The sequence below is a fragment of the Luteipulveratus mongoliensis genome, from assembly GCF_001190945.1.
Lineage (GTDB): Bacteria > Actinomycetota > Actinomycetes > Actinomycetales > Dermatophilaceae > Luteipulveratus > Luteipulveratus mongoliensis.
The window spans coordinates 3,532,992-3,549,056 of record NZ_CP011112.1 but is presented as its reverse complement, the minus strand read 5'-3'; the positions used below and the strand labels follow the sequence as shown (position 1 = coordinate 3,549,056).

The window sequence follows — 16,065 nt, the reverse complement described above, 5'->3', positions numbered from 1 at the left end:
GGGGCAGCCTCGTAGCCTGGACGGGTGCCGCGCCCATCGTCTCTCGTGCTCGTCGCGGCCCTGAGCGCGACGATGCTGGTCAGCGGCTGCTCCACGACGACCTCGGACGATCCACCCGCGTCATCGACCACGACGTCAGCACGACCCGGAGTCCAGGTCTCCGGCGGAGCTCCGGCCGCCCAGCGCGCGGCCTATGAGTCTCAGCTCGTGACCGCGATGCGCCAGGTCACCCAGGTGTGGGGCACGGACTGGTCGTCCATTCCGGTCCGTCTGGTGGTGGCGGGCTCGGGCACGGAGTTCGCCGAGATCACCGGTCGGCCTGCGGACGGCGGCGTCCCTGCGGTCACCCTGGCCGACAGCCGAGTCGTGCTCCACCCCAAGCTGTGGACCAGCACCACCGCGGCCGGCCGACAGGTGGTCCTGACGCACGAGCTGACCCACGTTGCGCTGGGCCAGGGTCGGCTCCGAGGCGTCCCGCTCTGGGTGATCGAGGGCTCGGCGGAGCTGACGGCCTACCGGGCCTCGTCATTGTCCACCGCGCAGGCCGCACCCACCCTGAGCAGTCAGATCCGGCGCGGGCTGGTGCCCACGGGACCGCCGAGCGACGCCGAGCTGAGAGTGACCGGCGGCCAGACTCAGCCGGGTGCGTACCAGAACGCCCACGCGTGGTGCGCATTCCTGGTGCAGCGCAAGGGGATTCGCGTCTTCACCGACTTCGTACGACGGGCGGACGCCGGTGATCGCGGAGCCTTCGAGAAGGCGTACGGCGTGACACCCGCAGCGCTGTCGAAGCCGTATCAGGCCTGGCTGCGCGGCTGGTCGTAGATCTGCCGGATCTCCTCTGCGAAGTCTCGTTGGACGAGCGACCGCCGCACCTTGAGTGAGGGTGTGAGGTAGCCGTTGTCCTCGGTGAAATCACTTGGCAGCAATCGGAACTCGCGGATCGACTCGGCGCGGCTGACGGCTTGGTTGGCCTCGTCGACAGCCTCCTGCACCGCCTGCAGCACCGTGGGCTCGGTGCGCGCCTGCTCGAGATCGAGACCGGGCAGCCCATGGCTCGAACCCCACAGCGGCAGCATCTCGGCGTCGAGCGTGACCAGAGCGGCGATGAACGGCTGCTGGTCACCCACCACGACACACTGCGAGATCAGAGGGTGCGCGCGCAGCCGGTCCTCGATCACGGCCGGCGCGACGTTCTTGCCGGCGGCGGTGACGATGATCTCCTTCTTGCGGCCGGTGATGCGCAGGAACCCGTCGGCGTCCAGCTCGCCCAGGTCGCCGGTGTGGAACCAGCCGTCCTGGAGAGCAGCCACGGTGGCGTCCTCGTTGTTGAGGTAACCGCCGAACACGCCGACGCCCTGCACCAGCACCTCGCCGTCCTCAGCGACCTGGACAGAGACGCCCGGCAGTGGCGGTCCCACTGTGCCGACCTTGGTCAGCTCCGGAGTGTTGACGGTGGCCGGCGCTGTCGTCTCGGTCAGTCCGTAGCCCTCGAGCACCGGGAGGCCGGCGCCGCGGAAGAAGTGCCCGAGCCGTTCGCCGAGTGGAGCGCCGCCGCTGATGGCGTACTCCAGGCGGCCGCCCATCGCCTCGCGCAACCGCTTGTAGATGAGCCGGTCGAACGACGCCCGGCGCATCCGCAGGGCCATCGGCGGCTTGCCCGGGCTGTCCAGCGCGTGGCTCCAGGCGACCGCGGTGTCGACCCCCATGCGGAAGGCGCGCCCACGCCCGGAGGCCACGGCCTGCTGCTCGGCGGAGTTGTAGACCTTCTCGAAGACCCGAGGTACGGCGAGGACGAACGTCGGGCGGAACTCGCCGAGGTCATCCACGATCGAGGAGATGTTGGCAGTGTGCCCGAGCCGGGCCCGTGAGTAGACGGCAACGCACTGGATCAGGCGGGCGAACACGTGCGCGAGCGGCAGGAAGAGCAGGGTCGAGGAACCAGGCGCCTCGACCACCGTCTTGAGCCGCTCGACGGCGTTCTCAGTGAGGGTGAGGAAGTTGCCGTGGGTCAGGACGCAGCCCTTGGGACGGCCGGTCGTGCCCGACGTGTAGATGATGGTGGCGACCGTGTCGCGATCGGCGAGAGTACGACGGCCGCGCAGCTCGGCGTCGGTGATCTCGGTGGCGCCCTCGATCAGCTCATCGAGGCCGCCCGCGTCGATCTGCCAGACGTCCCGCAAGGTCGGCAGGTCGGCACGCACGGAGGCGACGGTCGCCGCGTGGGCTGCCGTCTCCACCACGACAGCGACCGCTCCGGAGTCGGCGAGCACCCACGAGACCTGCTCGGGTGAGGATGTCTCGTAGACCGGCACGACCACGGCACCTGCGGCCAACAGCGCGAAGTCGGTGAGCGTCCACTCGTAGCGGGTGCGCGAGAGCAGTCCGACCTTGTCGCCGACCTGGATGCCGGTCGCCATGAACCCCTTGGCCAGCGCATCGACCGCAGCGGCGAAGGCCGCGTGGGTGACGTCCTCCCAGGACCCGTCCGGGGCTCTGCGGGCGTAGCCCGCCCCGTGCGGGTCGACCTCGGCGTTGCGCGTCGGCAGAAGCGCCAGGTTGCCGAACGTCGTCGGGACGACGAGCGGCGGGACGTCGAACTCCCTCACAGCACAGCCCTCCTCCGCAGTCACGGACATGCGCAGCGTAACTGTCGGCAACGACCGTGGCCGGCAGGTGCCGGACTACAGTGCGCTGCATGGCCGAGCGAACACAGTCATCCATCGACGTCAGTGCAGCACCGGAGTCTGTGCTCGACATCATCGCCGACTTCGAGAGCTATCCGGAGTGGGCCGGCCAGGTCAAGAGCGCCACCGTGCTGGCTGAGGACGATGACGGCTGGGCCGAGCAGGTGGAGTTCGTGCTCGACGCGGGTGTCGTCAAGGACACCTACACCCTCGGCTACGAATGGGACGTCGACGAGGACGGCACGGGTGCGATCAGCTGGACGCTTGTGAAGGCCGGCATGCTCAAGGGGCTGGACGGCTCCTACACGCTGACCCCTAAGGGGGCGGGCACCCATGTCGACTACCAGCTCGCGGTCGACGTGGCCCTACCGATGCTCGGCATCCTGAAGCGAAAGGCCGAGAAGATCATCATCGACACTGCGCTCAAGGAGCTGAAGAAGCGCGCCGAGGCCTGAGGTGCCTGCTCGGATCGTGCTGGTGGCCGGCCCCGGTGGGGCCGGCTCGTCGACCGTCGCCGCAGCACTGGCTGCTGGCGCGGCCGCCAAGGGTCGCTCGGTGGGACTCATCGATCTCGATCCCGTGGCGGGCGCGTCGTCGTTGCTGCTACCGGACGCTCCGACACCCGAGATCCTCGACACGAGAGCCCGTCCCGACGGGCCGGGCGCTCTCCTGGCGCGTGAGCTCACCGATCTTGCGGGCCTCGACGGGCGACTCGTGGACGAGCTGGTCACCGTGCCGGGCGCCGAGCTGCTGAGCGCCCTCGTGGTGGGACATGAGCACTCCGACCGCGCCGAGCTCATCGTCGTCGACGCCGGTTCACGTGCCGTGGACCTGTGCGGCCTCGCTCATCAGTTGCCGTGGGTGCTGGAGAGGTTGCTCCCCGCCCAACGCGGCTGGCTGGCCACGAGCCGACCGCTGCTGGCTGCCACCCTCGGACGTCGTTGGCCGGGTGAGCGCGCGAGCGCCCGGGTTCGGGCGGCGTACGCCATCGCCGGCGAGATCCAGCAGGAGCTCTCCGCTGCGGTGGCCGTGACGACCCAGGTGCGTGACGACGACCCGAGATCGTTGCGCACCGACGTGGGACTGGCACTGCACGGCATCCCGGTCTGCGCGACCGTCACCCGCGCCGATGACAGCTTCTCGGTCGAGCCCGTGCTCGACCTCGTCATGGAGGACCGGCCGGTGTCCGCGGCGCCGCTCGTGGCTGACGGCACCGGATGGATCTGGCGAACACCGTTGCCATCATTGCGTTCTCGTGATGTCGCCGTGCGACGCCTGGACGACGACCTCGTGATCGAGGCGGCCGGCGTACGACGTGTCGCACCCCTACCGTCGTCCCTGAGACGATGTCACGCGCGCAGCGCCGTTGTCCGCGAAGGCACCCTCGAAGTGCGCTTCACCCCCGACCAGCAGGAGCACCGCCCGTGACACGCCCTCCCGACGACAGCTCCAGCTGGTCGACCAGCGCTTCCTCCGTCGCCGACGAGGCCGTACGCCTGGTCGAGGCTCTCGCCGGCCTCACCGGTGCTCCGGGCGCGGATCCGCAGACCCCCGAGGACGACACGACCCCTGAACCGTCCGCCGCGACGTCGTCGAGCGACGACGATCACCAGGAGTCCGAGGAGCCGCGTCCGGCGGGGTGCTCCTGCCAGGACGCGGCCATGGTCGCCGCGGTCTGCCAGGTGTGTCCCGTCTGCCGAGTCGCCGGTCTGCTGCACAACGTGCGACCCGAGACCATGGACCGCATCGCTGACCTGCTCGGCATGGTGGCTGGATCGCTCCAGGCCGTCGCGGCCGACCGGCGCACTGCGTCAGGGGAGTCGGCACCTCCGACCCGCGAGCCGGCGCGCCCGGGTACGCCCGAGCACCGGGACGAGGTCCTCGACGTGGTCGACGAGGACGTCCCCACGACCGACCCGGACCTGGACTGAGCGTGGACGCAGGAACCATCGGTCTCGACGTCGGCGGGACGAAGATCGCGGGCGCGCTCGTCGACGCGTCGGGCGCGGTGACCCGACGGATGACCGTGCCGTCGCCGGCGACCGACCCCGAGGCGATCGTCGCCGCCCTCGCTGCCCTCGTCGAGGAGCTGCGTCCGTCCGCCGAGCCGATCGGCGTCGGCGCGGCGTGTGCGGGCTACCTCGATGCCGAGCGGAGCATGATGCGGTTCGCGCCCAACCTCGCGTGGCGCGACTTCCCTCTGCGGTCCTTGCTGCACGACGCGACCGGGCTGCCGGTCGTCATCGAGAACGATGCCGATGCGGCGGCGTACGGCGAGCTCGTCCACGGCGCGGGCCGTGACGCCGAAGACCTCGTCATGGTGACCCTCGGCACCGGCGTAGGTGGCTCGGTCGTCCACCAACGACGCATCCACCGCGGTGCCTTCGGGATCGGCGGCGAGCTCGGCCATGTGCGCATCGAGCGCAACGGGCGTCGTTGCGGCTGCGGCAATCTCGGCTGTCTCGAGGCCTACTCGAGCGGCACCGCCTTGCTGGTCCAGGCGCGAGAAGTCGTCCGCACCGGAGGCCCGGCCGCGGCGGCGCTGATCGAACGATGTGGGGGAGACCCGGACCAGTTGCGCGGTACGGACGTCAGTGCGCTCGCCGAGGACGGCGATGCCGCGTCCGTCGAGCTGCTCGCCGAGGTCGGCATGTGGCTCGGCGAGGGAATGGCGACCGTGGCCGCCGTGCTCGACCCAGGCTTCATCGTGATCGGCGGCGGGCTCAGCGGAGCGGGTGACCTGGTCCTCGGACCGGCACGGACGGCGTACAAGACGCATCTGACCGGGCGCGGATACCGGCCGGTGGCCAGGATGGTCGCGGCCCAGCTCGGCAATGACGCTGGCATGATCGGGGCCGCTGCACTGGCGAGGGAAGGATCCGCATGAGCACGCCGCCGAGAGCGATCGGCATCGACATCGGTGGCACCAAGGTCGCCGGTGGGCTGGTCGACGAGCACGGTCAGGTGATCCTGCGCGCACGGCGCGACACCCCGCACCGCTCGACCGCCCCGCGCGTGGTCGAGGACCTCATCGTCGACGTGGTCGAGGAGCTGCTCGGCGGCACGGAGGACCCGGTGGTCGCGATCGGGATTGGAGCGGCCGGGTTCGTCGCCGCTGACCGTGCGACCGTGGTCTTCGCACCCCACCTGTCATGGCGGCACGAACCGTTGCGTGAGGCGCTCGCTCGGCGCGTCGAGCTGCCGGTCTTCGTCGACAACGATGCCAACGCGGCCTGCTGGGCAGAGTGGCGCTTCGGCGCCGGCCAGGGCGAGACCCACCTGGTGATGGTCAACCTGGGCACCGGCATCGGCGGTGCGGTCATGAACGACGGACGGATCCAGCGCGGACGCTTCGGCATCGCCGGCGAGTTCGGTCACATGCAGGTGATGCCTGGCGGGCACCGCTGCGAGTGCGGCAACCGAGGGTGCTGGGAGCAGTACGCCAGTGGCAACGCCTTGGTGCGCGAGGCGCGTTCGCTGGTCATGGCACAGTCGCCGCTGGCCGCCGATCTGATCGCACGGGTCGGTGGAGACATCTCGGCGATCACCGGACCGATCGTCACCGAGGCGGCCGAGCAGGGTGATCCGATCGCCGCCGAGCTGCTGGCGGAGATCGGCGGCTGGCTCGGGATCGGCCTGGCCAACCTCGCCAACGCGTTCGACCCCGGCTCGTTCGTGATCGGCGGCGGCGTGAGCGCGGCTGGTGACCTGCTCCTCAACCCCGCCCGCGAGTCGTTCCGCCGCCACCTCGCCGGTCGCGGTTATCGACCTGAGGCGCGGATCAAGGCGGCCAAGCTCCGCAATGAGGCCGGCCTCGTCGGTGCCGCCGACCTGGCCCGGGCGGCGGTCGTACCCGCATGAACGCGAACGCCAGCGACAACGTCCCGGACGCTCTCGGAGCGGGCACAGGCACGAGCATGCTTCGGGTGGTGTCCTACAACGTGCGCGCCTTCAAGGACGACACCGATGCGCTGCGGCGCGTGGTCCGAGCTCTCAATCCGGACGTGCTGTGCCTGCAGGAGGTCCCGCGACACCCGCTTTCGGGTCACCGGATCGCCGACTTCGCGGCCAGCTGCGGGCTCTACTGGGCGGGCGGTCATCGGGGCCGGATGAGCACGACGCTGTTCACGGCGCTGCGGGTGGACGTGCTCTCCAGCGGTCATCGGCTCCTTCCCGTACGCCGGCCGGACGAGCCGCGCGGCTACGCCTTCGCCCAGCTGCAGCTGCCGGGCCATCGGCCGTTGACCGCGGTGAGCGTGCACCTCAGCCTGCGGTCGGCAGAGCGACCGGCCCACGCGGCACTGCTGCGCCGGGCCGCCGAGCTGGGCGACGACGTCCCGCTGGTAGTGGCCGGGGACATCAACGAGACCCACGACGGCAAGGCGTGGGCCGAGCTGTCACGCGAGCTGGAGGATGCGAACGGGGATGTGCTGACGTTCCCGAGCAGCAAGCCGGTCAAGCGCATCGACGCGATCTTCGCCTCGCCCACGCTCAAGCCCGTGCGACCGAGCCTGGAGCTGGACGAGGCTGATCTGGTTGCGGCGACCGACCACCGCCCGCTCTACCTCGATCTGGATCTCACACCGCTCAAGGTGTAAGCACTCGGCTCGTCGACGATGCCGGACCGGGGGAGCCTGCGACCTCGGCCGGAGGAGGAGATGAGCCCAGCAGGTTCAGAAGACTCAGAGCACTGCGCCGTCGTCGTCCTCATCCTGATCGTCGCGGTTGACCGGCTGGCGCAGGATGAGCAGGACGACGCCGAGGGCACTCACCGCGCAGGCGAGCACCCACCACATGGGCCGGGCGTAGCGGTCGAACATGAACAGGTAGAGCAGCCACAACGGGCCGCCGATCATGGCGGCGAGGATGCCCCAGAAGTGCAGGTCGCCGGTCGGCAGCGGCATCGGCGGCGGGGGTTCGTAGGTGCCGTCGTCCTCCATGAGGGCCGGAGGCTCATCGGTCGACGGCATCCGCCACTGGACCGGCAGCGAGGCAAGAGGGTCCATCGACGCCGTGGGCTCAGGAGGCAGAACCTCGGCCGACGGCCGATCGGGCTCGTCGTCCACCTCGTCCGGCTGGTCGGCCAGGTCCGATGAGTCCAGTGGGTCCTCGTCGAACTGCGCGATGATCTCAGCGAACCTCGCGTCGAAATCAGTGCGCTCGTTGTCGCGTGGGTCCGTGGACATCAGGCACACACCTTGCGGACGAAGTCGACGGTCTCATCGAGGATGCGTTCGGCGTCGTTGTCGAGCGTGGCCACGTGGAAGGAGTCCTCGAGGAGGATCTCCGTGACATCAGCGCTGGAGACCCGCGACAGGAGGAGCTCGGAGTTGCTCGGCTCCACCACGTGATCCTCCGGCGAGTGCATCAGCAGGATCGGCTGGGTGATCTGGGGCAGGTCTCGGGTGACCTGCCGCCACATCGCCACCGCCGAGTGGAGCGCCTTGAGAGGTGTGCGGTCGTAGGCCAGCTCGGTGACGCCGGGCTTCTTGATGTCGTTGCCGATGGCCGCAAGTGAGGGCACCAAGCGCTTGACGATCGGCAGCGCCTTCAGCCGCGGGTCCTTGGGCTCATAGGCCGGGTTGATCAGGACGAGGCCGGCAACGTCATCGTGCTCCTCCGCGAGGAGGGTCACGAGGCTGCCGCCCAGCGACAGGCCGACGACGGCCACGTGCGTGCACCGCTCCTGCAGCTCGGCGTAGGCCGCCTCGACCTCGGCGTACCAGTCGGTCCAGACCGTCTTGTTGAGGTCCTGCCAGGTCGTGCCGTGACCGGGCAGCCGAGGCATGCGTACGGTCCATCCCTCGGCGACGCAGCGCTCGGCGATCGGACGCATGCTCTGGGTGGTCCCGGTGAATCCGTGACAGACCAGGACACCTACCTGCGAGCCGTCGTGGGACAGCGGCTCGGCACCGGGGAGGATCTGCATGGGTGCATCCTTCCATCGACGCCATCGGTGCGCGAGGGTGCCGTAGAGTTCAGGCCGTTCATCAGACGGGAGGCACAGTGTTCTACTGGGTGTTGAAGAAGATCGTGCTCGGTCCTCTTCTCAATCTGCTGTTCCGACCGTGGGTCGAGGGCGACAAGCACGTGCCCGAGGAGGGTGCGGCGATTCTCGCGAGCAACCACCTGTCCTTCTCGGACTCCTTCTTCCTACCCCTCGTGCTGGAGCGGCGCATCACTTTTCCCGCGAAGATCGAGTACTTCACGGGCACGGGGATCAAAGGGCGACTGACGGCAGCGTTCTTCCGCGGCGCCGGACAGATCCCGATCGACCGGGCCGGCGGCAGCGCCAGCGAGGGTGCCATTCAGGCAGGCCTGAAGGTCCTGGGCAAGGGTGAGCTGTTCGGCATCTACCCCGAGGGCACGCGTTCTCCCGATGGTCGCCTCTACAAGGGCAAGACCGGCGTCGCCCGGATGGCCCTCGAGGCTCGCGTCCCGGTGCTGCCGGTCGCGATGATCGACACGGACAAGGCACAGCCCACCGGCAAGGTCATCCCGCGCATCATGCGCATCGGCGTCCGGATCGGCCGGCCGATGGACTTCTCGCGTTACCAGGGCATGCACGACGACCGGTTCGTGCTTCGCTCGATCACCGACGAGATCATGTACGAGCTGATGCTGCTCTCCGGCCAGGAATACGTCGACGTCTATGCGTCGTCCGTCAAGGACCGAGTCACGGCCAAGGCCAAGGAGATCGGCGGCGGCGCCGCAGCGATTGCCCACCAGATCCAGGAGGGCGCAGTCGCGCGCATCGAGCAGGTGCAGCAGCGTCGTACCAACGCCGACGGCGAGGTCGAGCCGGCGGACGAGTCGGATCTCGATGGCGCCGAGGCACCGGTCGAGACCACCGAGCAGGAGCAGGGCGACAGCAGCCCGACCGGGGGCAGCACCCGCGCGACGGCCTAGGTCGGCAGCTCGCCGGTCCGTTCGCGCAGGACCTGCAGCACCCGCGCATCGATCCCGTCGTCGGTCAGGCGCATCTCGAGGTTCTCGACGCCTGCCCAGTCGGCCAAAGCAGCGCTGACGTCCTCGGTACGCCGGCCGGTCGCCTGCAGCCTCGCGGCCACTTCCTCGGCCAGGTTGCCCTGCAGGCGGAGCACCGTGGTGGGGCGGCCGAGGTAGAGGTCCTGCAGGTCCAGCAGCCGGATCAGCTCCGGCACCGGGTCGTCGTGGTCGTCGACCCGCAGGTCCGCCAGCACACCGCTGTCGTCGTAACCCGTGCCGGGCGAGTAGGCCAGCAGAGCCGCTGACTGCCGACCGCGACGGTCGCCGCCGGCACGATCTCCGGCGAGCAGCACCTGGGCCAGCCGGTCCGCGAACGGCAGGTGCGCCCCGCGCAGCCACTGCTGCTCCATCTCGAGGACGACCTCCTCGCCGACCAGGATGTTGCCCTGGATGGCGTACGCGTCCGCTCCGTCCTCACCGGTCCGCCCGCCGCACCATGGGGTCGCGTCGGCCCCGGTGAACGTGGCCGGACCACTCGGGCCGACGACGCCGACCTGGCGGGCCTCGCGGCCCTCGTCCGCACTGGTGGCCTGGTCGAGAGCCGTGGACGTCTCGACGCCCTTGGCCAAGAGCTCGAGGAGCTCTTGCTTGTACGCCGTCCGCGCCCAGGCTTGTGTTGCGACCGCCCCACGGGCGTCGACTGCGGGCACGACCGACCCCACTGCGAGGAACTTGCTGGCGACTGCCACACCATGGGCGGCGCCGCTGCGAGCGACGATCGAGAAGGTCATCCCGCCAACCTAACTGCGCGACGAGTCCGCGACCTGGGCAGCACGGACACTCGCGCGCGAGGCAACTACCCTGGGGCGGTGAGCACCACGGCCCCGACCGCCCCTGTCGTTCCCTCCAGCACGCCCGGCCTGCAGTGGCCGGACCTGCCGACCGCCCAGCGTCCGAGCTGGCCGCAGGACGGCTCCTTGGAGCGTGTCCGCGAGACGCTGGCGTCGTATCCGCCGTTGGTGTTCGCGGGGGAGTGCGACGTGCTGCGCAGCCGACTGGCCGACGCGGCGCGTGGTGAGGCGTTCCTCCTGCAGGGCGGCGACTGCGCCGAGATGTTCGACTCGGCAACGGCCGACAACATCCGCGACCGGGTCAAGACGATCCTGCAGATGGCGGCCGTCCTCACCTACGGCGCCAGTACCCCGGTCATCAAGATGGGCCGGATCGCGGGTCAGTACGCCAAGCCCCGCAGCAAGGACACCGAGACGCGGGGAGACGTGACCCTGCCGGCGTACCGCGGCGACATGGTCAACGACTTCGCGTTCTCGCCCGAGGCTCGGCGCCCCGACCCGGACCGCCTGGCACGGGCGTACCACACGTCCTCGGCGACGCTGAACCTCGTGCGCGCGTTCACCACCGGTGGCTTCGCCGACCTGCGGCACGTGCACGAGTGGAACCGTGGCTTCATCGCCAACTCCGCTTACGCGCGCTACGAGACGACTGCTCGTGACATCGACCGTGCGATGCGCTTCATGGACGCCTGTGGCGCTGACTTCGACGCGATGCGGACGGTCGAGTTCTTCGCGAGCCACGAGGCTTTGCTGCTGGACTACGAGCAGCCGCTGACCAGGATCGACTCGCGCACGGGCAACCCGTACGCCACGTCGGGCCACTTCGTGTGGGTCGGCGAGCGCACGCGTCAGCTCGACGGCGCACACCTGGACTACGTCTCGCGCATCCACAACCCGGTGGGCGTCAAGCTCGGCCCGAACGTCGACCCCGACGAGGTGCTGCGCATCATCGACAAGGTCGACCCCGACCGCGAGCCGGGGCGCCTGACGTTCATCACACGCATGGGCGCGCAGACGGTCCGCGACGCCCTGCCACCGGTGGTCGAGAAGGTCACCGCGAGCGGTGCCAAGGTCGTCTGGGTGAGCGACCCGATGCACGGCAACACGTTCGAGTCCTCGACGGGTTACAAGACCCGCGAGTTCGATGACGTGGTCGAGGAGGTGCGCGGCTTCTTCGAGGTGCACCAGTCGCTGGGGACGATCCCCGGCGGCATCCATGTCGAGCTCACGGGCAACGACGTGACCGAGTGCCTCGGAGGGTCGGAGAAGATCCTGGACGCCGACCTCGAGAAGCGCTACGAGACCGCGTGCGACCCGCGGCTCAACCACCAGCAGAGCCTGGAGCTGTCGTTCCTCGTGGCCGAGATGCTCAGTCAGCGCCTGGCCTGACACAGCACACGCGAACGGCCCGGTCCCGCAAGGGAACCGGGCCGTTCGGCGTCGCAGCGCGCGGGTCTCATTCACTCACTGCCGCACTGTGTGACGCGCGTTCGCTGCTGCAAAGTGACTCCCCAACTCGCAGATGCCTCGCGTCGAGGGGAGTCATCTGCGAGGTAGCGAGTCACCTTGCGATCGCAAACCGCGACCGCTCGGCTTCGTCAGCTTCCGGCTCGGTCAGACCACGGAGATCTTGACCTCGGTGCCCTTCGGAGTGCTCGTGCCCGGCTGCGGATCCTGATCGCGCACGGTGTCGAAGATGCCGCCGAAGACTCGCGAGACCTTCACCTTCAGACCGGCGTCCTCGAGGGTGCGCCGAGCGTCTTTGGCGTTCATGTCGATGACGCGCGGCACGGTCACCATCTCCGGTCCCTTGGAGATCACCAGCGTGACCTCTTGACCCTTGAAGAGCGTGCCGTTGGCCGGCGTCTGGCTGATCACCGAGCCGGCCGGGATCGTGTCGTCGAACGCCTGCGGCGCGAGCGTGACCTTGAGGCCGGCGCCGGTCACGGCGGACTCGGCCTCAGCCTGGGGCTTGCCCGTCACCACCGGCACGGTGATCGGCTGACGGCCCTTGCTGACCACCAGACGCACCGCGGCGTCCTTCTTGAGCTGGCTGCCGACGGTCGGGTCGGCGCTGACGACGCGCCCGGCCGGGACGGTCTCGTCGAACGCCTCGGTCACGCCGGCCACCTTGAGATGCGCCTGCGTGATCCTGGTCTGCGCCGCCTGCTGGTCGACGTTGACGACCTGCGGCACGATGAACCGCTCGGGTCCCTTGGACACCTCGACGACGACCGCGTCGGACTTGCGCTGGTCGGCTCCGCCGCCCGGGATCGTACGGACGACCGTGTTGCGACCGACGCTCTCGTTGAAGACCTCGCGCACCTGCACCGACAGTCCTGCGTCGTCGATGGTGCGCACCGCCACACCTCGGCCCTGACCGGCCACGTTGGGCACGGTCACCGTGCCGCCAGGTCCGGCGGTGAACCACCAGGCGGCGCCTCCGCCGCAGACCGCCAGCAGCACCGCGACGGCCGCCGCGATCCACCAGCCTGTACGCCGTTCGTCGGGTGCGGTGGCGACAGCGCGCCGTGCGCCTGCCGGCGGACCGGAGTGCGGGGGCTTCGCGGGCCCTTGCAGTGGGCCTCCGGGCGGCTGACCACCAGGCGGTCCACCGGTCGGCCCACCTGGGCCGACCTGCCCTGCTCGGTGCTGCTGGGGAGGCGGGGGCCGGCGGAGCTGGCTGGTGGAGTCGCCGCTCAGCGCCATCGTGGAGCTGCCGGTTGCGGCGCTGCCATTCGCACCGGGCTGGGGACGACCGTCCAGCTGGTCCTGCCCGAGCGCGCCGCGCGCCCGACGCACCTCGACGAGCATCGCGCCCGCGTCGGCCGGTCGGTCCTCGGGAGCCTTCGCCGACCCGAGAGCGATCAGGGCGTCCAGCTCGGGCGCGATGCCTGGCACCGCGTCCGACGGCATGGGGACGGCCCCGTGGACGTGCTGGTAGGCCACGTGGATCGGGCTGTCGCCGGGATAGGCCTTCTCGCCGGTCAGCATCTCGAACAGCAGCAGCCCGGCCGAGTAGACGTCGCTGCGCTGATCGACAGCACCGTGCTCGACCTGCTCAGGCGCGAGGTAGGCGGCTGTGCCCAGGAGCACATCACTGTTGGTGGTGAGCGTGTCCGTCGTGACGGCGCGCGCCAGACCGAAGTCGGCGACCTTGATGCGGCCGTCCTCGCTGATGAGAACGTTCTCGGGCTTGACGTCGCGGTGGATCAGGCCGGCCTGGTGAGCGGCTGCCAGCGCCTGGAGGATCGCCTCGAAGATGTCCAGCGCGGCGCGCGTGGTCAGGGGTGCCTCGGCGCGGATGACGTCGCGCAGCGTCCGGCCGCGCACGAGCTCCATCGCGAGGAAGACGTACGAGTCGTCCTGGCCCTGGTCGAAGACGCTGACCACGTGCGGGTGGGACAGCCGAGCCGCCGATCGGGCCTCACGGCGGAAGCGCGCGACGAACGCGTCGTCCCGCGCGAGGTCCGGGCGCATGACCTTGAGGGCGACCTCGCGGTCGAGCCGCTCGTCCATGGCGATGAAGACGGTGCCCATACCCCCATCAGCGAGGTGGGACTGAACGCGGTATCGCCCGTCGATCACGCGACCGACGAGGGAGGTAGAAGCGACCTTGGACACGACCCGAGTGTACGAACACCGGCCCGTCCGCTCACTCAGGCGCGACCAGTTCGAGACAGTCGCGAGCGGCGTACGGGCCGGCGCTGCCTAGAACCGGGCCATGTGCGCCTTCACGCTGCGCACATAGATCTTCGTGTCGGGGTACATGCCCTTCTCGCGAACGCCGCCCAGACCTTGGTAGTAGCCGGCGATCGCCTGGTCGGTGCTGCTCGCGTGAGTGGTCAGCCAACGCAGCAGCACCACGCCGGCCGTGACGTTGTCGCGGGTGTTCAGCAGGTTGAGCTTGCGCCCAGCGATGTCACTGCACCACTGACCGGTGCCAGGCATCACCTGCATGACGCCGACCGCGTTGGCCACGGAGACGGCGCGCTGGTTCCAGCCGGACTCCTGCCAGCCGATGGCGAGCGCCAGCTTGGGGCTGACGCCGTAACGACGAGCGGTCTTGACGATGAGGTCGCGGGTCTGGCTGCGGGACGGCACGTCGGCGTGGCGCAGCGCCTCTCGGTTCGCACGGGCAGCCGCGACGACCTTGTCGGAGTACGTGCGGCCCGCGAAGGTGTTGTCCTTGGTGGCCTTACGGGAGGAGCCGCGCGAGGCTTTGGCAGGGTTGTACCTGGCGTTCGCCGGAAGCCTCAGCACGGTTCCTGCAGCGACCTGGTCGGGGTTGCTGATGCCGTTCGCGTTGGCGATGGCACGCCAACCACAGCCGTACAAGACCCCGAGCTGGGTGAGGGTCTGTCCGGGGCGGATGCGGTGCGTACGCACGGGGGCCGCCTGCTTCGGTGTGGCCCGCGTGGGCTTCGCCTGCTCGGGCGCCGGACGCGAGCGACTCACCGGTTGCGTCGGGACGCCGCCATCCATGCCCGGCTTGACCGGGATGCGCAGGACTCGACCGACCGCGATGTGGTTGGGATCGCTGATGCCGTTGGCCTTCATCAACGCCGACCAGCCGCACCCGTAGCGGATGCCGAGGGTGATCAGGTTGTCGCCCGGCTGGACGCGGTGGGTCCGGACCTGACGGACCGGAGCTTTCACCGGGACGCCGGTCCTGGGTCCGCGGGCGGAGGGCGCCGGCGTGGGTCGCGGCTTGGTCGCCGTCGACCGCTTGGGCGGCGGACCCGGCACCTTGAGGGTGCGGCCGACCTCGATGTGGCGGGGGTTGGTGATCTGGTTCTTGGAGACCAGCGCCGCGATGGAGGTCTGGTGCTTGACGGCGAGCTTGGCGAGCGAATCGCCGGGACGGACGGTATAGGTCGTCCACGCGCGCCCGTCGGCTTGAGCCTGCTGGGCCGGGTTGTGCAGGGCATGCGGGTTGGCCGGAGGGGTGTAGTCCACGGGTGCCATCGGTCGCGTCCTTTCGCCGGTGCTCGGCTCGCCGTCGCTGGTACGGGCTCCCATCGGTTCGAGAGGGTGATCTCGAGCGACCGGGTCAGTCGTGCCTGCGGGGGCCCGACCGTCGTACCGTGGTACGGATGTGACAGGTGTGGCCTGTGTGAACGCTAATGGGGAACGGTTCGTCCAGCACGCAGGCGCGCCCAGAGCGTGTTGGGATCTCTGGCAGGCTGACCTGCGTGAGTGACGCGAGCGAGCCTGTGGACCGGACCCTTGAGAACTTGGTGGGGGACTGGCTTCCCGTACCCGATCTGGCGGAGGCGCTCGGCCTGCCGCTGAAGGCGACACGGCAGCTGATCGACGACCGGCAGGTACTCGCGCATCGGGTGGGCGAGCGGCTCGTGATCGCGGTGCCGGCGGCGTTCGTCCAGGACGGGGCGGTGCTGCCCACGCTGCCGGGCACGATCACCGTGCTGCGCGACGCAGGTCTGACCAAGGAAGAGTCGTTGACGTGGCTGTTCACGCCGGACGACACCCTTCCCATCGACGGCTCGCCGGTCGACATGCTGCGCGCCGGCCGTCGGGCCGAGGTGCGCAAGCGCGCCCAGGAGCTGGCGTTCTGA

The 16,065-nt window shown here is 69.8% G+C and carries 16 protein-coding genes; 10 read left to right on the top strand and 6 right to left on the bottom strand.

Translation table 11 applies throughout. The features are described from left to right. Positions 1 to 24 precede the first annotated feature (24 nt). Positions 25 to 825, top strand: coding sequence for a hypothetical protein (locus VV02_RS16835; RefSeq protein ID WP_157063433.1), 801 nt, complete (start codon positions 25 to 27; stop codon positions 823 to 825). On the opposite strand, the gene VV02_RS16830 is transcribed toward VV02_RS16835, so the two are convergent. Continuing rightward, on the bottom strand, positions 798 to 2,639 hold the full coding sequence (locus VV02_RS16830) for an AMP-dependent synthetase/ligase (RefSeq protein WP_083450240.1): 1,842 nt from the start codon (positions 2,637 to 2,639) through the stop codon (positions 798 to 800). The two genes, VV02_RS16835 and VV02_RS16830, sit on opposite strands and share 28 nt — an antisense overlap. Before the next feature lie 59 nt (positions 2,640 to 2,698). Here VV02_RS16830 and VV02_RS16825 point away from each other — a divergent pair, with 59 nt between their 5' ends. Genes VV02_RS16825 through VV02_RS16800 form a run of 6 tightly spaced genes read left to right on the top strand, consistent with a single transcriptional unit; the run spans position 2,699 to position 7,285 of the window. Next, positions 2,699 to 3,142, top strand: coding sequence for an SRPBCC family protein (locus VV02_RS16825; protein WP_052593310.1), 444 nt, complete (start codon positions 2,699 to 2,701; stop codon positions 3,140 to 3,142). Position 3,143: 1 nt separating this feature from the next. Further along, positions 3,144 to 4,115 (top strand): ArsA family ATPase, encoded by a 972-nt coding sequence (locus VV02_RS16820; protein WP_052593308.1) that lies wholly within the window; start codon positions 3,144 to 3,146, stop codon positions 4,113 to 4,115. Further along, positions 4,112 to 4,618 (top strand): hypothetical protein, encoded by a 507-nt coding sequence (locus VV02_RS16815; RefSeq protein WP_052593306.1) that lies wholly within the window; start codon positions 4,112 to 4,114, stop codon positions 4,616 to 4,618. Before VV02_RS16820 ends, VV02_RS16815 begins: the two co-directional genes overlap by 4 nt. 2 nt (positions 4,619 to 4,620) lie before the next feature. Next, positions 4,621 to 5,574: an ROK family glucokinase gene (locus tag VV02_RS16810; RefSeq protein WP_342667832.1), complete on the top strand. Its 954-nt coding sequence runs from the start codon at positions 4,621 to 4,623 to the stop codon at positions 5,572 to 5,574. Further along, positions 5,571 to 6,548: an ROK family glucokinase gene (locus VV02_RS16805; protein WP_052593303.1), complete on the top strand. Its 978-nt coding sequence runs from the start codon at positions 5,571 to 5,573 to the stop codon at positions 6,546 to 6,548. Before VV02_RS16810 ends, VV02_RS16805 begins: the two co-directional genes overlap by 4 nt. After that, positions 6,545 to 7,285, top strand: a complete 741-nt coding sequence (locus VV02_RS16800) for an endonuclease/exonuclease/phosphatase family protein (RefSeq protein WP_245633117.1) — start codon at positions 6,545 to 6,547, stop codon at positions 7,283 to 7,285. The genes VV02_RS16805 and VV02_RS16800 overlap by 4 nt, the downstream gene beginning before the upstream one ends. 84 nt (positions 7,286 to 7,369) lie before the next feature. Here the strand turns inward: VV02_RS16800 and VV02_RS16795 are convergent, their stop codons facing one another. Together VV02_RS16795 and VV02_RS16790 are read right to left on the bottom strand one after the other, a co-directional pair. Further along, positions 7,370 to 7,873, bottom strand: coding sequence for a hypothetical protein (locus VV02_RS16795; RefSeq protein ID WP_052593301.1), 504 nt, complete (start codon positions 7,871 to 7,873; stop codon positions 7,370 to 7,372). Further along, on the bottom strand, positions 7,873 to 8,616 hold the full coding sequence (locus VV02_RS16790) for an alpha/beta hydrolase (RefSeq protein ID WP_052593299.1): 744 nt from the start codon (positions 8,614 to 8,616) through the stop codon (positions 7,873 to 7,875). The genes VV02_RS16795 and VV02_RS16790 overlap by 1 nt, the downstream gene beginning before the upstream one ends. Positions 8,617 to 8,693: 77 nt before the next feature. Here VV02_RS16790 and VV02_RS16785 point away from each other — a divergent pair, with 77 nt between their 5' ends. After that, positions 8,694 to 9,596, top strand: coding sequence for a lysophospholipid acyltransferase family protein (locus VV02_RS16785; protein ID WP_083450239.1), 903 nt, complete (start codon positions 8,694 to 8,696; stop codon positions 9,594 to 9,596). Here VV02_RS16785 and VV02_RS16780 read toward each other — a convergent pair. After that, positions 9,593 to 10,426 carry a DUF1028 domain-containing protein gene (locus VV02_RS16780; RefSeq protein ID WP_052593297.1) on the bottom strand — a complete coding sequence of 278 codons (834 nt, stop codon included), beginning with the start codon at positions 10,424 to 10,426 and terminating at the stop codon, positions 9,593 to 9,595. The two genes, VV02_RS16785 and VV02_RS16780, sit on opposite strands and share 4 nt — an antisense overlap. A gap of 78 nt (positions 10,427 to 10,504) precedes the next feature. Between VV02_RS16780 and VV02_RS16775 the strand changes: the two genes are divergently transcribed. Beyond that, positions 10,505 to 11,875: a class II 3-deoxy-7-phosphoheptulonate synthase gene (locus VV02_RS16775; RefSeq protein ID WP_245633116.1), complete on the top strand. Its 1,371-nt coding sequence runs from the start codon at positions 10,505 to 10,507 to the stop codon at positions 11,873 to 11,875. 225 nt (positions 11,876 to 12,100) lie between these two features. On the opposite strand, the gene pknB is transcribed toward VV02_RS16775, so the two are convergent. Together pknB and VV02_RS16765 are read right to left on the bottom strand one after the other, a co-directional pair. Next, the gene (gene pknB, locus VV02_RS16770) at positions 12,101 to 14,110 is read right to left on the bottom strand and encodes a Stk1 family PASTA domain-containing Ser/Thr kinase (protein ID WP_245633115.1); all 2,010 of its coding nucleotides are present in this window, start codon (positions 14,108 to 14,110) and stop codon (positions 12,101 to 12,103) included. Positions 14,111 to 14,197: 87 nt separating this feature from the next. Further along, the gene (locus VV02_RS16765; RefSeq protein WP_052593292.1) at positions 14,198 to 15,454 is read right to left on the bottom strand and encodes a lytic transglycosylase; all 1,257 of its coding nucleotides are present in this window, start codon (positions 15,452 to 15,454) and stop codon (positions 14,198 to 14,200) included. A 227-nt stretch (positions 15,455 to 15,681) separates the two neighbouring features. On the opposite strand from VV02_RS16765, the gene VV02_RS16760 reads away from it, so the two are divergent. Next, on the top strand, positions 15,682 to 16,065 hold the full coding sequence (locus VV02_RS16760) for an Rv2175c family DNA-binding protein (RefSeq protein WP_083450237.1): 384 nt from the start codon (positions 15,682 to 15,684) through the stop codon (positions 16,063 to 16,065).